The organism is Microbispora cellulosiformans, assembly GCF_008728085.1.
Taxonomy (GTDB): Bacteria; Actinomycetota; Actinomycetes; order Streptosporangiales; family Streptosporangiaceae; genus Microbispora; species Microbispora amethystogenes.
This window is the reverse complement of record NZ_VYTZ01000003.1, coordinates 140,743-158,057: the sequence shown is the minus strand read 5'-3', so window position 1 is coordinate 158,057 and position 17,315 is coordinate 140,743. Positions and strand designations below refer to the sequence as shown.

The 17,315-nt window shown below is 72.3% G+C and carries 20 protein-coding genes; 18 read left to right on the top strand and 2 right to left on the bottom strand.

What is annotated here, in order from left to right; translation table 11 throughout:
- Nucleotides 1-39: 39 nt before the first annotated feature.
- From F5972_RS08765 to F5972_RS08750, 4 genes are all read left to right on the top strand, one after another.
- Entirely contained in the window at nucleotides 40-1,815 is a 1,776-nt protein-coding gene (locus tag F5972_RS08765; protein ID WP_150932920.1) for an NAD+ synthase, read from the top strand.
- Nucleotides 1,816-1,956: 141 nt separating this feature from the next.
- Nucleotides 1,957-2,349, top strand: a complete 393-nt coding sequence (locus F5972_RS08760; protein ID WP_150932919.1) for a hypothetical protein — start codon at nucleotides 1,957-1,959, stop codon at nucleotides 2,347-2,349.
- Nucleotides 2,346-3,806, top strand: coding sequence for a recombinase family protein (locus F5972_RS08755; protein WP_191910028.1), 1,461 nt, complete (start codon nucleotides 2,346-2,348; stop codon nucleotides 3,804-3,806). The genes F5972_RS08760 and F5972_RS08755 overlap by 4 nt, the downstream gene beginning before the upstream one ends.
- A gap of 133 nt (nucleotides 3,807-3,939) precedes the next feature.
- On the top strand, nucleotides 3,940-4,125 hold the full coding sequence (locus F5972_RS08750) for a hypothetical protein (RefSeq protein WP_150932917.1): 186 nt from the start codon (nucleotides 3,940-3,942) through the stop codon (nucleotides 4,123-4,125).
- Nucleotides 4,126-4,267: 142 nt separating this feature from the next.
- On the opposite strand, the gene F5972_RS37065 is transcribed toward F5972_RS08750, so the two are convergent.
- Complete coding sequence (locus F5972_RS37065; protein ID WP_191910027.1) at nucleotides 4,268-5,416, bottom strand: hypothetical protein; 1,149 nt, start codon at nucleotides 5,414-5,416, stop codon at nucleotides 4,268-4,270.
- A gap of 59 nt (nucleotides 5,417-5,475) precedes the next feature.
- Nucleotides 5,476-5,955 carry a hypothetical protein gene (locus F5972_RS08740; protein WP_150932916.1) on the bottom strand — a complete coding sequence of 160 codons (480 nt, stop codon included), beginning with the start codon at nucleotides 5,953-5,955 and terminating at the stop codon, nucleotides 5,476-5,478.
- 295 nt (nucleotides 5,956-6,250) lie between these two features.
- Between F5972_RS08740 and F5972_RS37060 the strand changes: the two genes are divergently transcribed.
- From F5972_RS37060 to F5972_RS08680, 14 genes are all read left to right on the top strand, one after another.
- Nucleotides 6,251-6,403, top strand: coding sequence for a hypothetical protein (locus F5972_RS37060; RefSeq protein WP_191910026.1), 153 nt, complete (start codon nucleotides 6,251-6,253; stop codon nucleotides 6,401-6,403).
- 258 nt (nucleotides 6,404-6,661) lie between these two features.
- Nucleotides 6,662-6,838, top strand: coding sequence for a hypothetical protein (locus F5972_RS37055; protein ID WP_191910025.1), 177 nt, complete (start codon nucleotides 6,662-6,664; stop codon nucleotides 6,836-6,838).
- On the top strand, nucleotides 6,835-7,665 hold the full coding sequence (locus F5972_RS08735) for a hypothetical protein (RefSeq protein ID WP_150932915.1): 831 nt from the start codon (nucleotides 6,835-6,837) through the stop codon (nucleotides 7,663-7,665). The genes F5972_RS37055 and F5972_RS08735 overlap by 4 nt, the downstream gene beginning before the upstream one ends.
- Nucleotides 7,666-7,791: 126 nt before the next feature.
- The gene (locus tag F5972_RS08730) at nucleotides 7,792-8,127 is read left to right on the top strand and encodes a hypothetical protein (protein WP_150932914.1); all 336 of its coding nucleotides are present in this window, start codon (nucleotides 7,792-7,794) and stop codon (nucleotides 8,125-8,127) included.
- 500 nt (nucleotides 8,128-8,627) lie between these two features.
- Nucleotides 8,628-9,182, top strand: coding sequence for a hypothetical protein (locus tag F5972_RS08725; protein WP_150932913.1), 555 nt, complete (start codon nucleotides 8,628-8,630; stop codon nucleotides 9,180-9,182).
- The gene (locus F5972_RS08720; RefSeq protein ID WP_150932912.1) at nucleotides 9,179-9,454 is read left to right on the top strand and encodes a hypothetical protein; all 276 of its coding nucleotides are present in this window, start codon (nucleotides 9,179-9,181) and stop codon (nucleotides 9,452-9,454) included. Before F5972_RS08725 ends, F5972_RS08720 begins: the two co-directional genes overlap by 4 nt.
- Before the next feature lies 1 nt (nucleotide 9,455).
- Nucleotides 9,456-9,848, top strand: coding sequence for a hypothetical protein (locus F5972_RS08715; RefSeq protein WP_150932911.1), 393 nt, complete (start codon nucleotides 9,456-9,458; stop codon nucleotides 9,846-9,848).
- Complete coding sequence (locus F5972_RS08710; protein WP_150932910.1) at nucleotides 9,848-12,295, top strand: hypothetical protein; 2,448 nt, start codon at nucleotides 9,848-9,850, stop codon at nucleotides 12,293-12,295. The genes F5972_RS08715 and F5972_RS08710 overlap by 1 nt, the downstream gene beginning before the upstream one ends.
- A gap of 205 nt (nucleotides 12,296-12,500) precedes the next feature.
- The gene (locus F5972_RS37050; protein ID WP_191910024.1) at nucleotides 12,501-12,845 is read left to right on the top strand and encodes a hypothetical protein; all 345 of its coding nucleotides are present in this window, start codon (nucleotides 12,501-12,503) and stop codon (nucleotides 12,843-12,845) included.
- A 124-nt stretch (nucleotides 12,846-12,969) separates the two neighbouring features.
- Nucleotides 12,970-14,259 (top strand): hypothetical protein, encoded by a 1,290-nt coding sequence (locus F5972_RS08700; protein ID WP_150932909.1) that lies wholly within the window; start codon nucleotides 12,970-12,972, stop codon nucleotides 14,257-14,259.
- Nucleotides 14,256-14,684 carry a hypothetical protein gene (locus F5972_RS08695; protein ID WP_150932908.1) on the top strand — a complete coding sequence of 143 codons (429 nt, stop codon included), beginning with the start codon at nucleotides 14,256-14,258 and terminating at the stop codon, nucleotides 14,682-14,684. Before F5972_RS08700 ends, F5972_RS08695 begins: the two co-directional genes overlap by 4 nt.
- A 49-nt stretch (nucleotides 14,685-14,733) precedes the next feature.
- Entirely contained in the window at nucleotides 14,734-15,018 is a 285-nt protein-coding gene (locus F5972_RS08690) for a hypothetical protein (protein ID WP_150932907.1), read from the top strand.
- 269 nt (nucleotides 15,019-15,287) lie between these two features.
- Complete coding sequence (locus F5972_RS38780; RefSeq protein ID WP_150932906.1) at nucleotides 15,288-16,514, top strand: helix-turn-helix domain-containing protein; 1,227 nt, start codon at nucleotides 15,288-15,290, stop codon at nucleotides 16,512-16,514.
- Between the two features lie 107 nt (nucleotides 16,515-16,621).
- On the top strand, nucleotides 16,622-17,047 hold the full coding sequence (locus tag F5972_RS08680) for a hypothetical protein (protein WP_150932905.1): 426 nt from the start codon (nucleotides 16,622-16,624) through the stop codon (nucleotides 17,045-17,047).
- Nucleotides 17,048-17,315 lie beyond the last annotated feature (268 nt).

Below are 17,315 nucleotides of genomic sequence, written 5' to 3'. Positions count from 1 at the left end.
AGTTTGACGACAAAAAATCGGACACCTTAGGGTGGGGGCGTGGCTCAACTGCGTATCGCTCTCGCCCAGACCAATCCCGTCGTCGGAGACATCGCCGGCAACGCGGAGACCCTCGTCGAGTGGACCCGCCGGGCCGCCGGGCGCGGCGCTCACCTCGTCGTCTTCCCCGAGATGTTCCTCACCGGTTACCCGGCCGAGGACCTGGTGCTCCGGTCGTCGTTCGCCGAGGCGTCGATCGCGACGCTGTCCGAGGTGGCGGCGCGGCTCGCCGGCGAGGGGCTCGGCGATCTCCCCGTCGTCGTGGGATATCTCGACCGGGCCGACCTCGCCCCGCGCGTCGGGCAGCCGAAGGGCGCCCCGCTCGACGCCGCCGCCGTGCTGTACCGGGGGAAGGTCGTGGCGAAGTCGGCCAAGCACCACCTGCCCAACTACGGGGTGTTCGACGAGTACCGCTACTTCGTGCGCGGCGACCGGCTGCCGATCTTCCGGCTGCACGGCGTGGACGTCGCGGTGGCCCTGTGCGAGGACCTGTGGCAGGAGGGCGGGCCGGTCTCGGTGGTCGCCGAGGCGGGCGCCGGGCTCCTCGTCGTGCCCAACGGCTCGCCGTACGAGACGAACAAGGACGACGTGCGGCTGGAGCTGTGCGCGCGGCGGGCCCGCGAGGCGGGCTGCGCCCTCGCGTACGTGAACATGGTCGGCGGCCAGGACGAGCTGGTCTTCGACGGCGACTCCCTCGTGGTGGACGCCTCCGGCGCGCTGGTCGCCCGCGCGTCCCAGTTCCGGGAGGAGCTGTTCGTCACCGACCTGGAGCTGCCGGAGGCCGGGGCCGAGCCCGGCGAACTCGGCGAGCCGCGTCACGAGGCCTACGACGCCCACGACGGGACGGTCATCACGGTCGAGCGGGTACTGCTGTCGGCCGCCCCGGTCGAGCCGTACGAGCCGGAGCCGCCGGTCGTCGCCGAGCGGCTGGACGACCTCGCGGAGATCTACCAGGCGCTCGTGACCGGGGTGCGCGACTACGTGCGGAAGAACGGCTTCAAGTCGGTCATCCTCGGTCTTTCCGGCGGCATCGACTCGGCCCTGACCGCCACGATCGCGGCCGACGCCATCGGGCCCGAGCGGGTCCACACGGTGCTGATGCCGTCGCGCTACTCCTCGGACCACTCGATCACCGACGCCGAGGAGCTGGTGCGCCGCCAGGGGGTGCACGCGCAGGTCGTGCCGATCGCCGACATCGTCTCGGCGTTCGAGAAGGAGATCGGGCTGACCGGCCTGGCCGCGGAGAACCTGCAGGCCCGGGTGCGCGGCATGCTGCTGATGAGCCTGTCGAACGAGCACGGCCACCTCGTGCTGACCACCGGCAACAAGAGCGAGCTCGCCACCGGCTACTCCACGCTGTACGGCGACTCTGCGGGCGGCTACGCGCCGATCAAGGACGTGCTCAAGAGCGTCGTCTGGAAGCTCTCGGAGTGGCGCAACGCCCAGCCGGGGCGGCCGCCGATCCCGGAGAACTCCATCACCAAGGAGCCGAGCGCGGAGCTGCGGCCCGACCAGCGCGACACCGACTCGCTGCCGCCGTACGAGGTGCTCGACGCCCTGCTGCGCGACTACGTGGAGGGGGACATGGGACGCGACGAACTGGTCGCGGCCGGGCACGACCCCGAGCTGGTCACCAAGGTGATCCGCCTGGTGGACCTGGCCGAGTACAAGCGCCGCCAGTACCCGCCGGGCCCGAAGATCACGCCCAAGAACTTCGGCCGCGACCGCCGCCTGCCCATCACCAACCGCTGGCGCGAATGTCCGTACAGTACATAGGTTGACGGGCTAGGGTGCTGCTCCGCGGCCTGCCCGGGCCGCGCTGACCCTGCGGGGACGCCGCGGAGTGGTGGGCATGGGCACCTTGGCTCGCCTACGATCCGGGCTGTCCCACTGCGCGACGCGCGAAGTGGAGATGCCATGACCGACCGCAACCCCCCATGCGCGGCCCTGAGCGCCCCTGTGGCGGCCGAAACCGGCCCCGGCGGGGACTCGGAACCGCCCGGCGCCCACTGGGTGCCCTACGCACGCTACAGACCCGGGAGTGAATCCCTGGATCTGGACCTGCTGAGGGCCTGGGCGACGCGGGAGGGCGCCCAGGTCGTGGACGAGGTGGCCGACCGGGCAGGCGGGCCGGCGACGTCCCCACATGGGTGCGGGCGTTCGACGGCCAGGCGGCGCAGGGAGGTGCTGGCCACCGCCGGGAACATGCTGGCGGCTGGCGAGAAGTTCACCTGCCGGGCGGCGGCAGCACGAAGGCGAATGCGCAGAGAAAGGGGGGTGGGGAACACCGCCGCTGACGGCGAGGCGTGAGCCCTATCGGGGCTGGCTCTTCCGGTCTGCGGTGGGGGATCTATGCCCGCCTGTCGATGGACCGGCAAGGTTCCGGCCTGGCCGTGGAAAGGCAGATCGCCGAATGCACCGACCTGCTCCACCTCATCGACCCCCAAGGCGTAATCGTTGACGTGTACGTCGACAATGACATCTCGGCGAGTAAGAAGAAGTGGCGTCCTGATTACGAAAGGATGATCAAAGACGTCGAGGGTGGGCGGATCAATGCCCTCGCCGTCTGGCATATTGACCGGCTGACCAGGCGGAACGCCGAACTGGAACGCGTCGTCGAACTCATCGAGAGCAAACGCGCGTTCTTCAAATGCGTTCATGGCGACGTGGACCTGTCCACGCACACCGGCCGCATGGTCGCCAGGATCCTGGGGGCTGTGGCGCAAGGTGAAGTCGAACAGAAAGCCGCACGGCAAAAGTCGGCGAACCGGCAGAGCGCCGCAAAGGGAAAGACGTGGAGCGGCGGAATGAGGCGCTACGGATACGAGGCTGATGGGGTCACCCTTGTACCGGATGAAGTGAAAGTCGTCCGGCACATGGTGGAGCACGTCTTAAAGGGCGGCTCGGTGCGTTCCCTCGTTGATTGGCTGGACAAGAACGGACACAAGACCACCCAGGGCAACCCGTGGCTGGCGCGCGGCATCACCCGCCTGCTGGTCAACCCCGCCATGGCGGGTCACCGCACCTACCTGGAGGCGGGGCGGCCGGAGGAAGAGCGGCAGATCGTGGCCCGCGACGTGTGGCCGGCCATCATCACCGACGACGAGCAGCGCCGCCTGGAGGTGATCCTGCGCGACCCGGCCCGGGTCACCAACCGGGAGGGCAACTCCCGCAAGTACCTGCTGGGCGGCGGGGTGCTGATCTGCGGGCTGTGCGGCAGAGCCCTGGCAGGGCACCGCTCCAACTCGGGCAAGCCCGGCTACAACTGCCGCAAGTCGCCGCCGTACTCCGGCTGCGGGAGGATCCGTATCGCGGCGGGACCGCTGGAGGTCGACGTCGCCGGGCAGGTGCTGGCGCGTTTCGCCTCTCCCGCGATCCGCCGGCGGCTCGCGAAGGCGGTCACCCCGGAAGGCGAGGACGCCACGCTGGGGCAGGAGATGACCGACCTGCAGGAGAAGCTGGAGCAGCTGGGCCGCGACTACGCCGACCCGGAGGTCGGCCTGCCGAGGGAGGCGTTCGTGGCGGCGAGCCGCAGCCTGAAGGCCCGGCTGGTCGAGCTGAAGGCGAAGGTGAAGCAGGCGCAGCGGTTCGAGGCGCTGCCCGAGAACATCAACCCCCGTTCTCTGGCGGAATGGTGGGCTGACGCCGAGATGGAGCAGCAGCGCATGCTGGTCCTCACCGTGCTTGAACACATTGTGGTTCACCCGTCCACCCGGATCGGATTCCAGGGCCTCGACCCTGACCGGTTGACCTATGTCTGGCGTTAATGTCACCTCCTGAGGGGCGCTTCAAGATTAGATAAAAAAGGGTGTTGCGGTCTGCCGATATGGAAGGGTGACCGTCCGCCCGGCCTGGGTAGGTGCCTGCGCCGCCGCGCGGTGAAAACAGGAGGAGCCCCAGGTGGAATGCGATGCACAGCCCGATCTGGCCGACCGCATCGAGCAGGCGATCCGGGACGCGCTCCGACGCCCGCCCTGCGCGGGGCTGAGCGACCTGCAGGTGGAGCACGCCGCTGACATCCTCCGCCCGGTCCTGCTGGGCAGGGCCGCGCCCGCCAGGGCCGAAGAGCCGCGCCGGGCCAGCTGACCGGACCCGCCTCAGGCACTCCGCGGGGGCCGGTGCACCCGCACCGCCCCTGGGCCGCCCACAGGGGTGGGCTGCCGCGACGTCGCCACCTGGGGCTTCGGATCGGCGCCCACCCTCGTGTGATCACCCGGGGGGGCGGCGGTCACAGGCACACGTCGACCCTCGCGACGGGAGGTATCCGCACCTCCACATCCAGCAGGCGGCAGTCCCGGCCCGCCGGTGGCTGCGACGGTTGTTGAGTCGGTTGTTGAGACGGCTCCTGCGTCGGCTCCTGCGTCGGCTCCTGCGTCGGCTGCTGAGACGGCTGCTGTGTCGGCTCCTGCTGCGGCCGCCGGGTGGGCAGATGAACGGTGGGGCCGGGCTGGGAGCGCGTCGGCTGCGGGGCCGATCCTTGCGTCCCGCTCGGCTGCGGGGTTGTTTCTCGCATCCCGCGTCCCGAGCTGCCGCGGCCGCCACCGCCGGAACCGCCCGCGCCGCCCGGCCCGCCGGATCGGCCGCGTCCGCCGGTGGGTGGCTGCACGTCCCCATCGGCCCGCACCGGCTGGGGTGACGGGCTGCGGCGCGACCTGGCCGGTGCAGGCGTCGGCGCCTCGGTCTCCTGCTCGGCTTCGGGGGTGACCGCCAGCTGCACCGGCGGCGGGGCCTCCGCGCCGACCGCCGGTTCCCGCGGCGGGGGCTGCTGGGCTGCGGCCAGGGCGACACCCACCGCGACTGCCGCGGCGACGGCGACACCAGCGGCGCCCGCCCGGCGGGGCTGCTTGCGTAGCAGCCGCTCCAGGACCGCCAGCGGTGCGGGCAGAAACGCTCCATGCCGCAGCATGCGGATGGCCACCCGCGCGACCGCTCGCGACTGCCCGGCGTTGAGGACGATCGTCGCGCCGGTCTGCACCGCGAGCACGGCCGCGTCCATGCCGCGCAGCTGCTCGCCGGCCAGCTCGGTTCCGGCGACGGCCGCCAGGACGTCGGCCCACACGGCGACCTGCCGTTCGGGGTCGTCCCGTCCGACCGGCTGCAGCACCACCTGCACCTGGTGGGCGCCGATGTCGACGGTGACGGTGCGGGGCTGGCCGGGTTCGGCCGCCAGCGCCCGGGCCAGGGGCCGTGGCACCGCCTGTTCCGCCAGGACGGCGAGCGTGCCCTCCAGGTCGGCGATCTGCTGCCGCAGCAGCCGATGCTCGGCCAGGTCCGGCACCGTCTGGGTGCGGGTGAGCGTGGACAGCCGCAGGCGCAGGGTCCGCAGAACCTGCCGGACAGCCAGCAGCGCGTCAGAGGGGTTGTCGGGCAAGGGCAAACACCACCTCGGGAGGCAAGGAGGTTGGCGCAGCCAGCGCGGGGCTGCGTGAAGTCAGGTCACGCGGTCCGCGCCGGCGCCGGGGGGTCGGGGGCCGCACTGGCGCCGCCGCGGGCGGCGGCGCCAGTGAGGGCAAGGTAGACCTGCACCAGGGCTTCGCGCTGGGATTCGGTGAGGCCGGGGTCGGGGGTGTCCCACAGGTACTGCAGGACCGGGTCGTCGTAGCGGGGCGGTTGCTGCGGCCGGGCCGGGGCGTCCGCGTCGTCGTCGAGGAACTGCAGCGGCGCGCCGGTCTCCAGGTAGGAGCGGATGCTGCCGGGCTGCAGCCGGTAGGCGGCTTCGGCGGCCGCGATGGTCTCCCGGGTGTAGTTGTCCCGCTCACCGAGCTCAAGGCTGGTGATCACCCTGTACCAGGCGTCGGAGCTGGCGGCGCGGGTGGCGGCGACGAACCCGCGGCGGGTGCGGTAGGCCGGGTCGAGCTGCACGCGGCGACGTACGAGCTGGTCGCCGAGGTGGCGCCAGGTCTGGTCGACGGGCAACGGAATCCTCCCTGGTTTGGAGTCATCCTGAGTGTGCACCAGTTGGCGTCAGATGGAAACAGTTTGAAAACGTGCGTTAGGCAGTCGTTGGTCGTCTGCGCGGCCTGTTATAGCTGAGATTATTGGGAACTTTCGGGTTCCAAATGTCCTAACTGATTCCTATTGGTTCCAAGGAGTTGGCCGAAACTCCTTGACGTGATGCCTACTGATTCCTACGGTACCTGAGCATGACTCAGGTTGTTTCCGTAGGCAACGACCCCTTGTCGCCGATCCCATGCCCCGGCGGTCTGCCCTGATGCGGGACGAATCAGTAATCACGGCAATCGAAGCGGCGATCATCGGCGCAGGACCTGTCGACACCGAACTCAGCGACGAGCAGATCGAACACGCGGCCGAAATCCTCGGCCCCCGCCTGTTTGGGTCGGCCTCATCCTCGCCAGCGGCCTGACCACGACACACCCAGCAGGAAGAATTTTTCCGCCCTCCCGTGCGCGCGTCGGGGGCGCGCACGGCCGACCTACCCGCACAGGCACTCTTGAAAAGCTTTTGTACATAGGCGTACGGTCCATCGTGCACACTGGCGGTCGTGGAACCACACCCCGCACCTGGGGCCGGTCAGCCGACGCCGACACACCAACCGTCCCGGCGGGACCGCAAAGCCTGCCGGTTACGGGTCGGCGACTACGTGCATGACCGGCTGGCCCCCATGACCGTCGACCGGTTCGAGCCGGCCAGCCCCGGCTCGGTCCGCATCGTCGGGACGCTGGACTCGGGCACGGTGATGCGCGTCACGCACCCGGCATGGCGCGAACTCGACGTCACCCGCCTGATCCCGGCCCCCGGCACCCGCCACCTGACACCCTGCAGATCGGAGAGGCAATGAGCCGCAACCTGCTGTTCGTGGCGATCTCCCGCACCGGGAACGACCCGCTGCGGCACGAAACGTTCGAGATCGCGGCGATCCTGCGCCGCCCCGGGGCCGCCGACGTCTCCCTCCACTGGGCGATCCGGCCCGAGCACCTGGAGGCCGCCGACGACGCCGAGCTGCGCCGCACCCGCTACCTGGAGCGGCGCGAAGCCTGGGAGCACAACAACGAGCCCGTCGTGTCCATCGACCCCAACCTCGGCAACACCATCCCCACCACCCGCCGGGCGGTAGCCGACAAGCTGGCGTCCATCATGGTCGACGCCCACCTCGTGACGATCGGCCGCGACCGCGAACCGGAGTTCCTGCGGGAGTTCCTGCGCAAGCAGGGGTTCCCCTGCCCCCACCTGGGCCACCTGGACGTCACCGCGCACGCCGCCGGGGCCATGTTCGGGTGGGCGCAGGGCTGGCACGCCTGCGCCCAAACCTCCGGCGCGGCCGTCGCCAACCGGGTCGACTTCGGCCCCGAGCTGCCGTACGACCCGTTCTGGATCGCCCGCGCGCTCGGGCTGGTCCTGCCGGCCGAACCGGAGAACGCACTGGCCCGCGCCCAGCTGGCCGCCGCCCTGTGGGCGACGACGACCGCCCGCCCGGCCCCGCTGCCCGTCCCGCCGCCGGAGCCCGACCCGGCCGTCCCCGCCGACGCGGCGGAACTGCTCGGCGCGCTGGTCGCCCCCGCGCCCCGCGGCGACGGCCAGGCGGGGCCGAGCCCCGACCGGCGGCCGCCGTACGTCGACAGCGACAGGACCGCCGCCGCTGACACGATCGCCATGCCGGTCCCCTGACGGGTTTGCGCAAACGCCCGTCACAGCCCGCCCAGTCGGGCTAACGTGGCGCCACCTATGCGGGCGCGTTCCTCGGATGCGCCCGCGTAGCCATTTCTGGGGTCAAGCAAAAGGGGGGTAAAGCGCGTGACAAGAACCGTCTTCACCGTCGAGTTCCAAGACGACGACCTGGACGACATGCAGGTGGTCGCCAGACAGTACGACACCGACGACCAGGCGCGGTTCGTCCGCTTCTACGACGACGGCCGGGAGGTCACCGCCGTCGTGTTCCACCTGGTCAAGGCGATCCGCATCAGCGGGCCTACCGCGGTGAACGGCACCGGCCGCCCGGCCGACGGCCCGCAGCCCGCCCCGGGCATGCAGGCCAACGTGTCGCCGCAGTTCCCGCCGCCCGGCCCTCGGCAGGGCGAGCCGCCCATCGCCGCCCAGGCCATCGCCGCAGCAGCATCCGGCCGCCCCTGACGATGGACCTCGTCGGCTGGTCGTGGCCCCACACACCGCGCGCCCTGAGCCCCGTCGCACCAACCGGCGCCCCGAGCCTGCCCCGCTGGGCGCACCGCCTGGCCAGCGTCCTGCTCCCCGGCTCGCACCGCGACTGCTGGACCTGCGAGCCGTACCGCGCCCGCTGGGCGCCCCTGATCGACGAAGACCGCCGGCGCCGTGGGAGGGGTCCGACGGCGCCGGCGCCCCATCCCGGACTGCCACCGGCCCGCCCTTCGGCCGCCACGCGCGGCGCTCACCCTGATCAGAAGGGCACCGTCTCCCCGCCAGGCCTCACCCCTGAGGGCCTGCCGCCGGGTCGAGACGGCCACGCCGCCGCGTAGTCCGGGACAACGGGGGGCGCCCCTGCACCTATCCGGGGGGACTGGTGCAGGCGGCGCCCCCCTTTTTCATGCCACCAGCAGCCGCCCGCTGTGCCAATCCTCGCCTGAACAGTAGACAGTCCATTATTCTCCTGACCTATGCGTGAGCAATCGAACGCTGACCGCCCCCACGTAGTGCCGGGCGGCGACCCCGACGACACGCCGACGCTGGTCTTCGGCCCTGCGGTGCAGGTCGGCCCGGCCGAGCCGATCCGCGGCGTGCGGCTGGCGCCCCGCCCCCGCCACGACGACCCCACGGGCGGCCCCGCCGACGAGGACGGCGACGGCACGGCGGAGCTCGACGACGACCCGCCCGCCCCCTCCCCCGCCTGGCCCGGCCGCGCCGCGCGCCCGGCCGCCCGCACCGGCACGCGCCCCGCCAAGGGCACGGCCAGACGCCCGGGCGGAACCGGCCGGGCCTCGCGGCCGGGGCGGCGGGTGCGCGCCCAGCTCGGCGTCGGCCTGCTCGTCGTGATGGCCGCCACCGCCTGGGGGGCGTACACCCTGGCGCGGGACGTCGCCGGGCTGCACCGCGACGTGTCCCTGCTCGGGGCGGGGCTCGCCGCCGGGCTCAGCACCCACCTGGGGGCGTGGCTGCACCGGGCGCGCCTGGCCCTGTCCGGGTGGATCCACCCCGGCGGGGGCCGGTCGTGAACGCCCGCGCCCGGCAACAGGCCGGTTTGTGGGCGCGGCGCGGCCTGTCGCTGACGCTCGCCGTGGCGGTGGCCGCCGCCGTGGTCGCCGCCGCCACCGTGGCGGCGGCCGCCGTGGTGTGCGGCGGCCTGGCCGTCGCCGCCGCCGCCCTGGCGTGGATGCGGCTGCGGCCCGCCGAGGGCCACCAGCTGTGGCACCACGCGACCCGCCCCACCGGCCCCGCCCCCGACGAGGACCCCGGCGATCCCCCGCACATGACCCTGGAGGTGTGACGTGGCCAAGCGCGCGGAGGAACTGCGCAACCTGCAGACCCGCAAACCCGAGCAGGTCCGCACCTACGCCCGCTTCTTCGAGGAGCACCTGACCGACCTGATCACCGAATCCACCTGGCGGCGGTCGGAGCTGACCGCCCGCATCCACGCCCTGCTCAAGGAGGCGCAGCGGCAGGGCGTCGACAAAGGCCACGACAAGTGGGTGCGCGCCCGGCTGTGCACCGTCGGGCTGGTCACCTGCGCCATGGGCCTGCGCATGGCCCGCATGGGGCTGCGCACCCTCTACCCCAACCTGGAGCAGTACGCCGGGGTGGCGATCGACGGGCTGCGCGACAAGAAGTACGGCACCGACTGGCGGAAGAAGGCCGCCCGCAACGAGGCCATGGAGGTGTGATGGTCGCGTTCCTGACGTCCGACCCCAAGCGGCGCGGCAAGGCCGAGGAGCGCAAGCTCCGCCGGCAGATGTCGGAGGCCGGGGAGATCTCCGCCACGCTGCGGCTGCTCGCCCCGTGGATCATCCTGCTGGCGTCGATCGGCCTGGCCCCGCTGGCGTACCTCGGGGCGCAGGCCGCCGACGCGCAGGGGTTCACCGCGTTCTGCGCGGCCGCCTGCGGGACCGTGCTGGTCGGGTCGTCGCTGCACCTCAACAGGGGGCGCGAGATCTTCGCGACCTGCCACGAGGCGTTCAACTTCGGTGCCCCGTTTGCCGTGTTCGCCTACACCGTGCTGTACGGCCCGAACGCTCTCCTGGAGATCGGCACGTTCTTCGCCGGGCTCGCGTCGGCGATCATCTGGCACAAGCGGCACGGCAACCACACGCTGCGGGACCTGGAGCGGCGCGGCGCGGCCTCGCCCGCCGCGATGTCGGCCGCGTGGCGGGTGTTCGCCGCCGAGCACATGCCGACGATCCGCGACAGCGAGATGGTGGTGCTCGCCAACACGAAGGACGAGTTCCGCGGCGGGATCGACCTGGGGCCGGGCGAGGTGCCGGGCGACATCGACGAACGCGTCATCGACAAGATCACCCGATGGGCGGGGGGCATCGCCGGGGGCACCACCCTGTTCGTCGGGGAGCAGCTGGACCGGGTCGGTGTGCAGGTGCTGCGCCGCGACCCGCTCAAGCAGCCGTTCCCGTGGCTCGGCCCGTCCGGGCCGGGCGAAAGCATCATCGAGACGATCGATGGGCTGGGCCGGTACCGGGACTTCGTGCCGCTGACGATGCTGCTGCCGCACGTCGCCGGGAAGGGCGACCTGGCGGAGGACAAGCAGCAGTCGCACATGGCGTTCACCGGCATGTCCCGATCCGGCAAGGGCGACGCCGGGGAACTCCTGGACGTCAACGTGGCCTGCCGCAGGGACTCCGGGGTGATCCTGCTGGACCCGGTGAAGGGCGCCCAGCAGCTCGGGGTGATCGGCGACGCCGCGATCTGGTCGCTGTCGACCATGTCGGCGGTGCGGGCGTTCCTGTGGTGCCTGGTCCACCGCACCATCCCGATGCGCGCCCAGCACCTGGGCGAGCCGTGGCGCAACCCGCTGGGGAAGAACCTGCGGGAGTGGGTTCCCGGGTGCGGCCTGACGTGGCTGATGGTTCACATGTACGAGGCGTCCGCGCTGTACGGCAACGAGAACATGGTGAAGATCACGGAGCAGGCCGCGTCGGTGGGGATCATGCTGCTGACGGAGGCGCAGCGGTTCGTCCACGACCGGGTCGACACGACGCAGCGGGCCAACACCGCCGACATCGTCCACTTCGGGTGTAAGGACCCGGACGACGCGCGGTTCACCCTGCCCCCGGAGCTGATCGACATGGGGGCCAAGCCGTGGGTGTGGCGCAACAAGCAGCCCGGCATGTGTCTCACGGCGTTGACGCACCTGCCGCTGAACCGGCAGGTGATCCCCGCCCGGTGGGCGCGGCGCGCCCGCGACGGGTCGGATGTGGCGGCCGCGCTGGACGAGCACCGGCCGTTCGTGGAGATCGACCTGGACCCGGTGACCGCCGCGTCGTTCGGCGACCCGTACGCCAAGTTCGCCGCCGCCCGGCAGGCCAGGCGCGACGCCCGGCCCCGGCAGCACGCGTTCACCGGCCAGCCCGGGCCGCGCTACGCCGACCCGCTGGGGCAGCCGCCGGTGACGCGCGGCGCGGTGCTGGTCGGCCAGCCCCCCGCGCCCGCGCCTGCCCCGGCCGAGCCTGCGCCGGGTCTGGTGGTGCCGCCGGCGGCGCAGCGGCGCAGCACCCCGGCCGCGCCCGCCGAGCCCGCGCCCGCCCCACGGCAGGTGCCGGGCACCGGGTTCGACCTCGACCCCGGCGACGACCCCGAGTTCGACGGCACCGAGCCCGGGGCGGAGGAGGACCGGGCGGAGCTGACGGAGGTCGCCGAGCGGGTCATCGGCGACATGGCGGCGGAGATGGACGGCGACCCCGACGCGGTGCACGTCCTGCACCAGGCGGTCGACGCGCTGGAACGGATGGGCGACCCGCGTGACGACGAACCGCAGACCGGGCCCCCGGTGGAGCGGTTCGACGACATCGACTTCCCCGACCCGGACGAGGACCTGGAGGAGGTCAGCCGGGATGAGGCCATGGACGTCCTGCTCGACGTCCTGGCCATCGACATCGGGGTGGGCAACCAGTTCCGGCCGTCGGATGTGTACGCGGCGATCCGCGGGCGGGCCAAGCGCTCCGACTCGTGGGTGCGTAAGGAGATGGCCACCCTCACCGCGTGGGGCTGCATCCGCGACACCGAGGTGTACGGCGTGTACGAGGTGATCCACACCCAGCGTCAGGACCGGCCCGGCCCCGCCGACGGCGGCGGCGGGTCGTGGCCGGTGCAGGACCTGTGACGGGTCTTGATCACCTCACTGTTACGCCCATGATCACCTCACAGTGAATCGGGGCAAACCGCCCCCTCCCCTGGCACAGCCCTTATAGACCCGGGGCGTCACAGCCCGAACGTCACAGTGCGCCTCACACTGCCCGCCCAGCCCCCGCAGGGCTCGGCGCACGCGCGCGCACCGCACCCAGACAAGATCACGAAGAGGAGCTGAGATGACCGACGACACCCGCGACCAGGCCCCCGAGCATCCCGCAGAGCCCGCCGCGGACCGGCCCGGCCGCCGCTACCTGCGCAGCCACCCGACCAGGCCCGCAGGGGTGATCAACACCGTGTCGCTCGCCGCGCTCATGGTGGTGATCCTCATGTCGCGGCCGCAGGTCCTGCAGCTGGCGCCGATCCCCGAGCCGGCGTTCTGGGTCGCCTTCGCCGTCGTCGCGCTGGCCGCCGCGCACTGCGCCGCCGCCAACCTTCGCGGCCGCCGCTCGGCGGTGCCCGCCGTCGTGGCCGTCACCCTCGGCTGCGCTGTGTCCGTCGTCGCGCTCGCCCTGTACGGCTAACCCACCTTGATCCTTTAGCGGGAGGTGCAGGGGCGCGGACCTGGGATTGCTCCCGTACGGCTGCGCGGACCCCCCGCAGGTCGCTTTCATGGCCACCAGCTGACCAACCCCGAGGACCATGCCCATGCTTCGATCACTGCTCCGGCGCACCCCCGCCCCTGCCCCCGACCCGCTGGCGGTTGCGGAAGTTGCGGAAGCTGCCGCACTCGCCGCACAGGCCGACGCCGAGCGGCGCGCCGCACTCGCCAAGGCGGCCGTCGCCGACGCCGAGACCGCCGCCAAGCTCGACGCGATCCGCCACCGCGCTGCCCTGGAGCGGCGGCGGCGGGAGCGCCGCGCCTCCGCCGAGGAGGCGCGTGACGCCGAAGCCGCACGCTTGGCGCACGTTGCGGCAGGCCGCCGCAAGCGCAGCACGACAGCCGCACACGTCCGCACGGTGCTGTCGGACAACGCGTCACGGCTGCGCCGCCTCACCGTCAACGTGATCGTCAACGGCGGCGCCGGGTACGGCCAGTTCCGGTTCTTCCACCTCAACCTGCACCTGCCTGCGGGGGCGGCCGTCATGCTCGCCGCAGGGCTGGAACTGGTCGCCGTGACCGTCCTGGACTACGGCATCGTGGCCCGCCGGGAGGGCCGCCGCTACCACGCGAAGTTCGCCGCCGCGGGGCTCCTTGCGGCCCTTGTGGCAGCCATCAACTACACGCACTGGTCGGGTGCGCCGGGCCTGCACGGGCTGGCCATCCCCTCGGCGCTGCTGTCGCTGCTGGGGCCGCCGATGTGGATGTGGTACGCCGACGCGACCCGCCCCGACGGCGGCCCCGTGCGGGCGGTTGCGGGGGGTGCGGCAACCGCCCGCACGGTTGCGGAAGGCGGCGACACGGTTGCGCACGGCCCCGCATGGCGGGTCGCGGAGTTCGACTGGGCGCAGTGGCTGCTGTGGTCCCGGCTGGTGTTCGCCGCCAAACGGCAGGCTGTGATCCACCGCATCACCGACCCCGAGCAGGCGTTGCGTGCGGCCCGTGCGCACCTTGACGACAAGCGTGCGGCACGTGACGACAAGCGTGCGGAACGCGCCGCCAAGATCGCGCAGCGGCGTGCGGAGCGCACCGCGAGGATTGAGGCGCGGCGCCTCGCCCGGCTGGAGGCCAAGCAGCGCAAGGAGCTTGATTCCGGCCGCGACCCCTACCTGCCGACCCCGCAGGAGGTCGCGGGGATGAGCGACGAAGAGAAGCGGGAAACCGCCCGCGACGCGATCCGCGCTGCCAAGCTCGACGGCGTCGCCCTGAAAGCCGACAAGATCGCCAACGCGCTGGGCATGTCCGAGTCGTGGGCGCGGATGCGCATCAAGGAGGTGCGGGAGGTGCTGCAGGGTGAGATCGACGACACGCCCGACGAACAGGAGCAAGCGAAGTGAGCCCCACCCCCCGTCCCGAGCCGATGACAGCCGCCCGGGTGCTGAACAACGCGTCGGAGGCCGCCGCGCACGGGCGGGGCGTGCTGCCCCCTGATGTGACGGTCCGCCGCCAGTACGAGGACCTGCTGGCCCTCGCCGGGGAGCTGCTGCCCCGCGTCACCACCCCGGAGAAGCTGCTGGAGGCCGCCGACGACCTGCACTGGCGGGCGACCCGGCTGGCGGCAATGGCGACGCTGCCCGGCGTGCCGTCGTTCGCCGAACAGGAGCAGATGTTCGACCGGGACCGGCTGGCGGCAGCGGCCCGCAGCGTGGCCGCCGCCCGCCAGGCCGGGACGCCGGTGACGCTGGACCTGCTGACCGCCGCCTACGACATGAGCGACGACCTGGCGGCCCGGGTCCTGCGCGGCACCGGGCCCGGCTGCTGACACGAAGGGCATAAACGCGCGTGTTGCGTCGTTCCCCTACACTCCGATCATGCCTGGCGAGGAACTTCCCCACCCCGACGAGGCTGCCCCGGACGTCGACGAGCTGTACGCGGCGGCGGAGCGGGAGAAAGCCGCCTACGCGCGCATGGCCCAGGAGGCGGAGGAGCAGATGGACCGCTGGTACGCGGCGGTCAAGGCGCTCGACGCCGCCAACGAGTCATGGCCGCGGATCGCCGCCCGCCTGGGCATCTCGAAGTCGAACGTGCAGTACATGGTGAACACGGATCTGGACGCGCGGCGGCGCCGGCGCGCCCAGCGCAGGCACCAGCCGTAGGATTGGCGCGCAAACGGCCGCCATGCCGCGTGCCCACCCGCGAGGACCCCGGGACGACGCCCCGTCGACCGGGGTTCTCGCACTGGACGGGGCTGGAAAAGGCGCAGCCCGCAGGGGCTGACCATCCCTGCGGGCCGCGAGGTCCGCGTTTCCGCCGACCACCTGACAGTCACCGAGAGTACCCGAGCCCTGCCGGAACGGCGAGGGGCGGCGTACTCTCGCAGGTGTAGGGACCTGACACACTTCGCTGACCCCCGAGGGACGTCCCCATGCGTGACACGACACCCACGATCCAGTCAAACGGCGACAGGCTGCGCAAACTCCGCCTGGCCAAGGGGTGGAGCCGCGACCAGCTGGCCGCCGCCGCCGACGGCATCTCCATCCACACCATCCAGGCGTACGAGCAGGGCAGGCGCGGCCTGGAGAACTGGCACACCATCACGCTCCTGGCCGACGCCCTGGGCTGCCACCCCACGCAGATCACCGGCGCCCCGTACCCAGTGGCGCCGAGCGACCGGGACGGGCAGGTCGCGTCGTCGGCGATGCCCGCGCTGCACCGGGCGCTGCTGTGCCACGGCCGGCCCGGGCAGATCACGGCCGCGGAGGCCGACGCCGTGGACCTGCAGGTGCTGGCCGCCCGCGTCGGCAAGGCGACGGAGTTGCGGCAGCGTGCCGCGCTGGCCCGCTCCGGGGAGTTGCTGCCGCAGCTCGTGCGGGACCTGCAGGTGGCGGTGGCGGTTCTGGCGGCGGGCCCGGACCGGCGCGCGGCGTACGACCTACTGGCGTCGGCGTACGAGTGCGTCATGCAGGTCGCCTACAAGCTCGGGCACATCTCCACCGCGACGCTGGCGACGGAGCGGGTGGTGTGGTCCGCCCTGGAGACCGGCGACCCGCTGCGGGTGATGGCCTCCCGCTGGTACGAGGCCGGGGAGTACATCGCGGTCGGCGAGCACCAAGTCGCCGCCGACATCATCGACGGCGCGTTGGTGGAGCTCGACGAGTACGGGTCGCGCACCCCGCAGGCGGTCAGCCTGCGCGGGGCGATGCACCTCAAGATGGCGCTGAACGCCGCCAGGGCGGCGGACCGGCCGCAGGCGGAGGCGTCGTGGCGGAGCGCCATGGAAGTCGCCGAGCAGCTGGGCGAGGACCGCAACGACTACCAGCTCATGTTCGGCCCGACCAACACCCTGATCTGGGGGGTGACGGTGCCGATCGAGTTCGGCGACGGCCGCGAGGCGATCAAGCGGGCGGAGCGGGTGCGCATCCCGAAGGGCTACTCCAAGGAGCGGGCCGGGCACTTCCACATGGACGTGGGCCGCGCCTACTTCTACGCGGGCAACCGGGACCGGGCGCTGGCCGCGTTCCTGCAGGCGGAGCAGGTCGCGCCGCAGCAGACCCGCATGCACCCCGGGGTGCGGGAGACGCTGACCACGATGATCCGCACCGCCCGGCCGGGTGCGCTGCACCAGCTCGCCGTCCGCGCGGGCGTGATCTGATCGTTACTGTCCGTGGGGGCAGGTGGTACGCCCTGTACCAGTTGCCTCCGCGGGCCGGTCTTACGCTGCGTGCGGACCTGACAACCCAGCGGAAGCACCGATCAGACATGACTGAAAGGCGACACACGCACGGCACCACCCGCCCCCGTTCGCAGGGGGAGCAGCTGACCCACATGATCGACGCCTTGCGGGATGAACTGACCGCCCGCGGCTTCACGGTGAACCAGCGGCGCACGCGCACCTACGTCCTGCTGGAGGTGCGGCAGTCGCTCGTGCCGACCGCCGCCGACTACCAGCACGACCTGGACGGGTTCGCGAACTTCGCCGGGCTGACGCAGGACGTGGTGTTCTCGACCGACCCCGAGCGTCCCGGCTCCTACGCCTGGCATCTGCTGTGGGGTGAGGGGCTGCGCGGCGAGGGCGAGCCGTCGCTGCAGCGGATCTGCCCCGCCGAGGACACCGGGCACGCCGTGCGGGTGCTTGAACAGATGCTGCGGCTGCTGCCCGAGCAGGCACCCGCCTCCACCTCCTGAGAGCCGCCGGCGGCCCGCCCCCCCATGCGGGCACGTCGGCCCCCAGGCCCGGCCCGGGCCCCCCGCGTGGGCCGCGCCTGGAACTGCCAGCCGCCCGTTGCCCCCATGCGGGCTGGCCGGCCCCGCGGCCCCGGCCTTCATCCCCACGAAGGCCGGGGCCGTCTGTTCCCCTCCCACCACCGGCGTCCGGTCCATCTTGCGAACGCGCCCGCATAGGTGTACGGTCTATCTTGCATAGCTGACCAGCACGGGACGGCAAAACACGACC

Excerpts from the sequence above, each read along its gene's own strand:
- F5972_RS08735 (WP_150932915.1), top strand. The coding sequence starts at position 6,835 with ATGAGCCGCAACCTGCTGTTCGTGGCGATCTCCCGCACCGGGAACGAC.
- F5972_RS08725 (WP_150932913.1), top strand. The coding sequence starts at position 8,628 with ATGCGTGAGCAATCGAACGCTGACCGCCCCCACGTAGTGCCGGGCGGC.
- F5972_RS08700 (WP_150932909.1), top strand. The coding sequence starts at position 12,970 with ATGCTTCGATCACTGCTCCGGCGCACCCCCGCCCCTGCCCCCGACCCG.
- F5972_RS08680 (WP_150932905.1), top strand. The coding sequence starts at position 16,622 with ATGACTGAAAGGCGACACACGCACGGCACCACCCGCCCCCGTTCGCAG.
- F5972_RS37050 (WP_191910024.1), top strand. The coding sequence starts at position 12,501 with ATGACCGACGACACCCGCGACCAGGCCCCCGAGCATCCCGCAGAGCCC.
- F5972_RS38780 (WP_150932906.1), top strand. The coding sequence starts at position 15,288 with ATGCGTGACACGACACCCACGATCCAGTCAAACGGCGACAGGCTGCGC.
- F5972_RS37060 (WP_191910026.1), top strand. The coding sequence starts at position 6,251 with ATGCGGGACGAATCAGTAATCACGGCAATCGAAGCGGCGATCATCGGC.
- F5972_RS08760 (WP_150932919.1), top strand. The coding sequence starts at position 1,957 with ATGACCGACCGCAACCCCCCATGCGCGGCCCTGAGCGCCCCTGTGGCG.
- F5972_RS08710 (WP_150932910.1), top strand. The coding sequence starts at position 9,848 with ATGGTCGCGTTCCTGACGTCCGACCCCAAGCGGCGCGGCAAGGCCGAG.
- F5972_RS37055 (WP_191910025.1), top strand. The coding sequence starts at position 6,662 with ATGACCGTCGACCGGTTCGAGCCGGCCAGCCCCGGCTCGGTCCGCATC.
- F5972_RS08690 (WP_150932907.1), top strand. The coding sequence starts at position 14,734 with ATGCCTGGCGAGGAACTTCCCCACCCCGACGAGGCTGCCCCGGACGTC.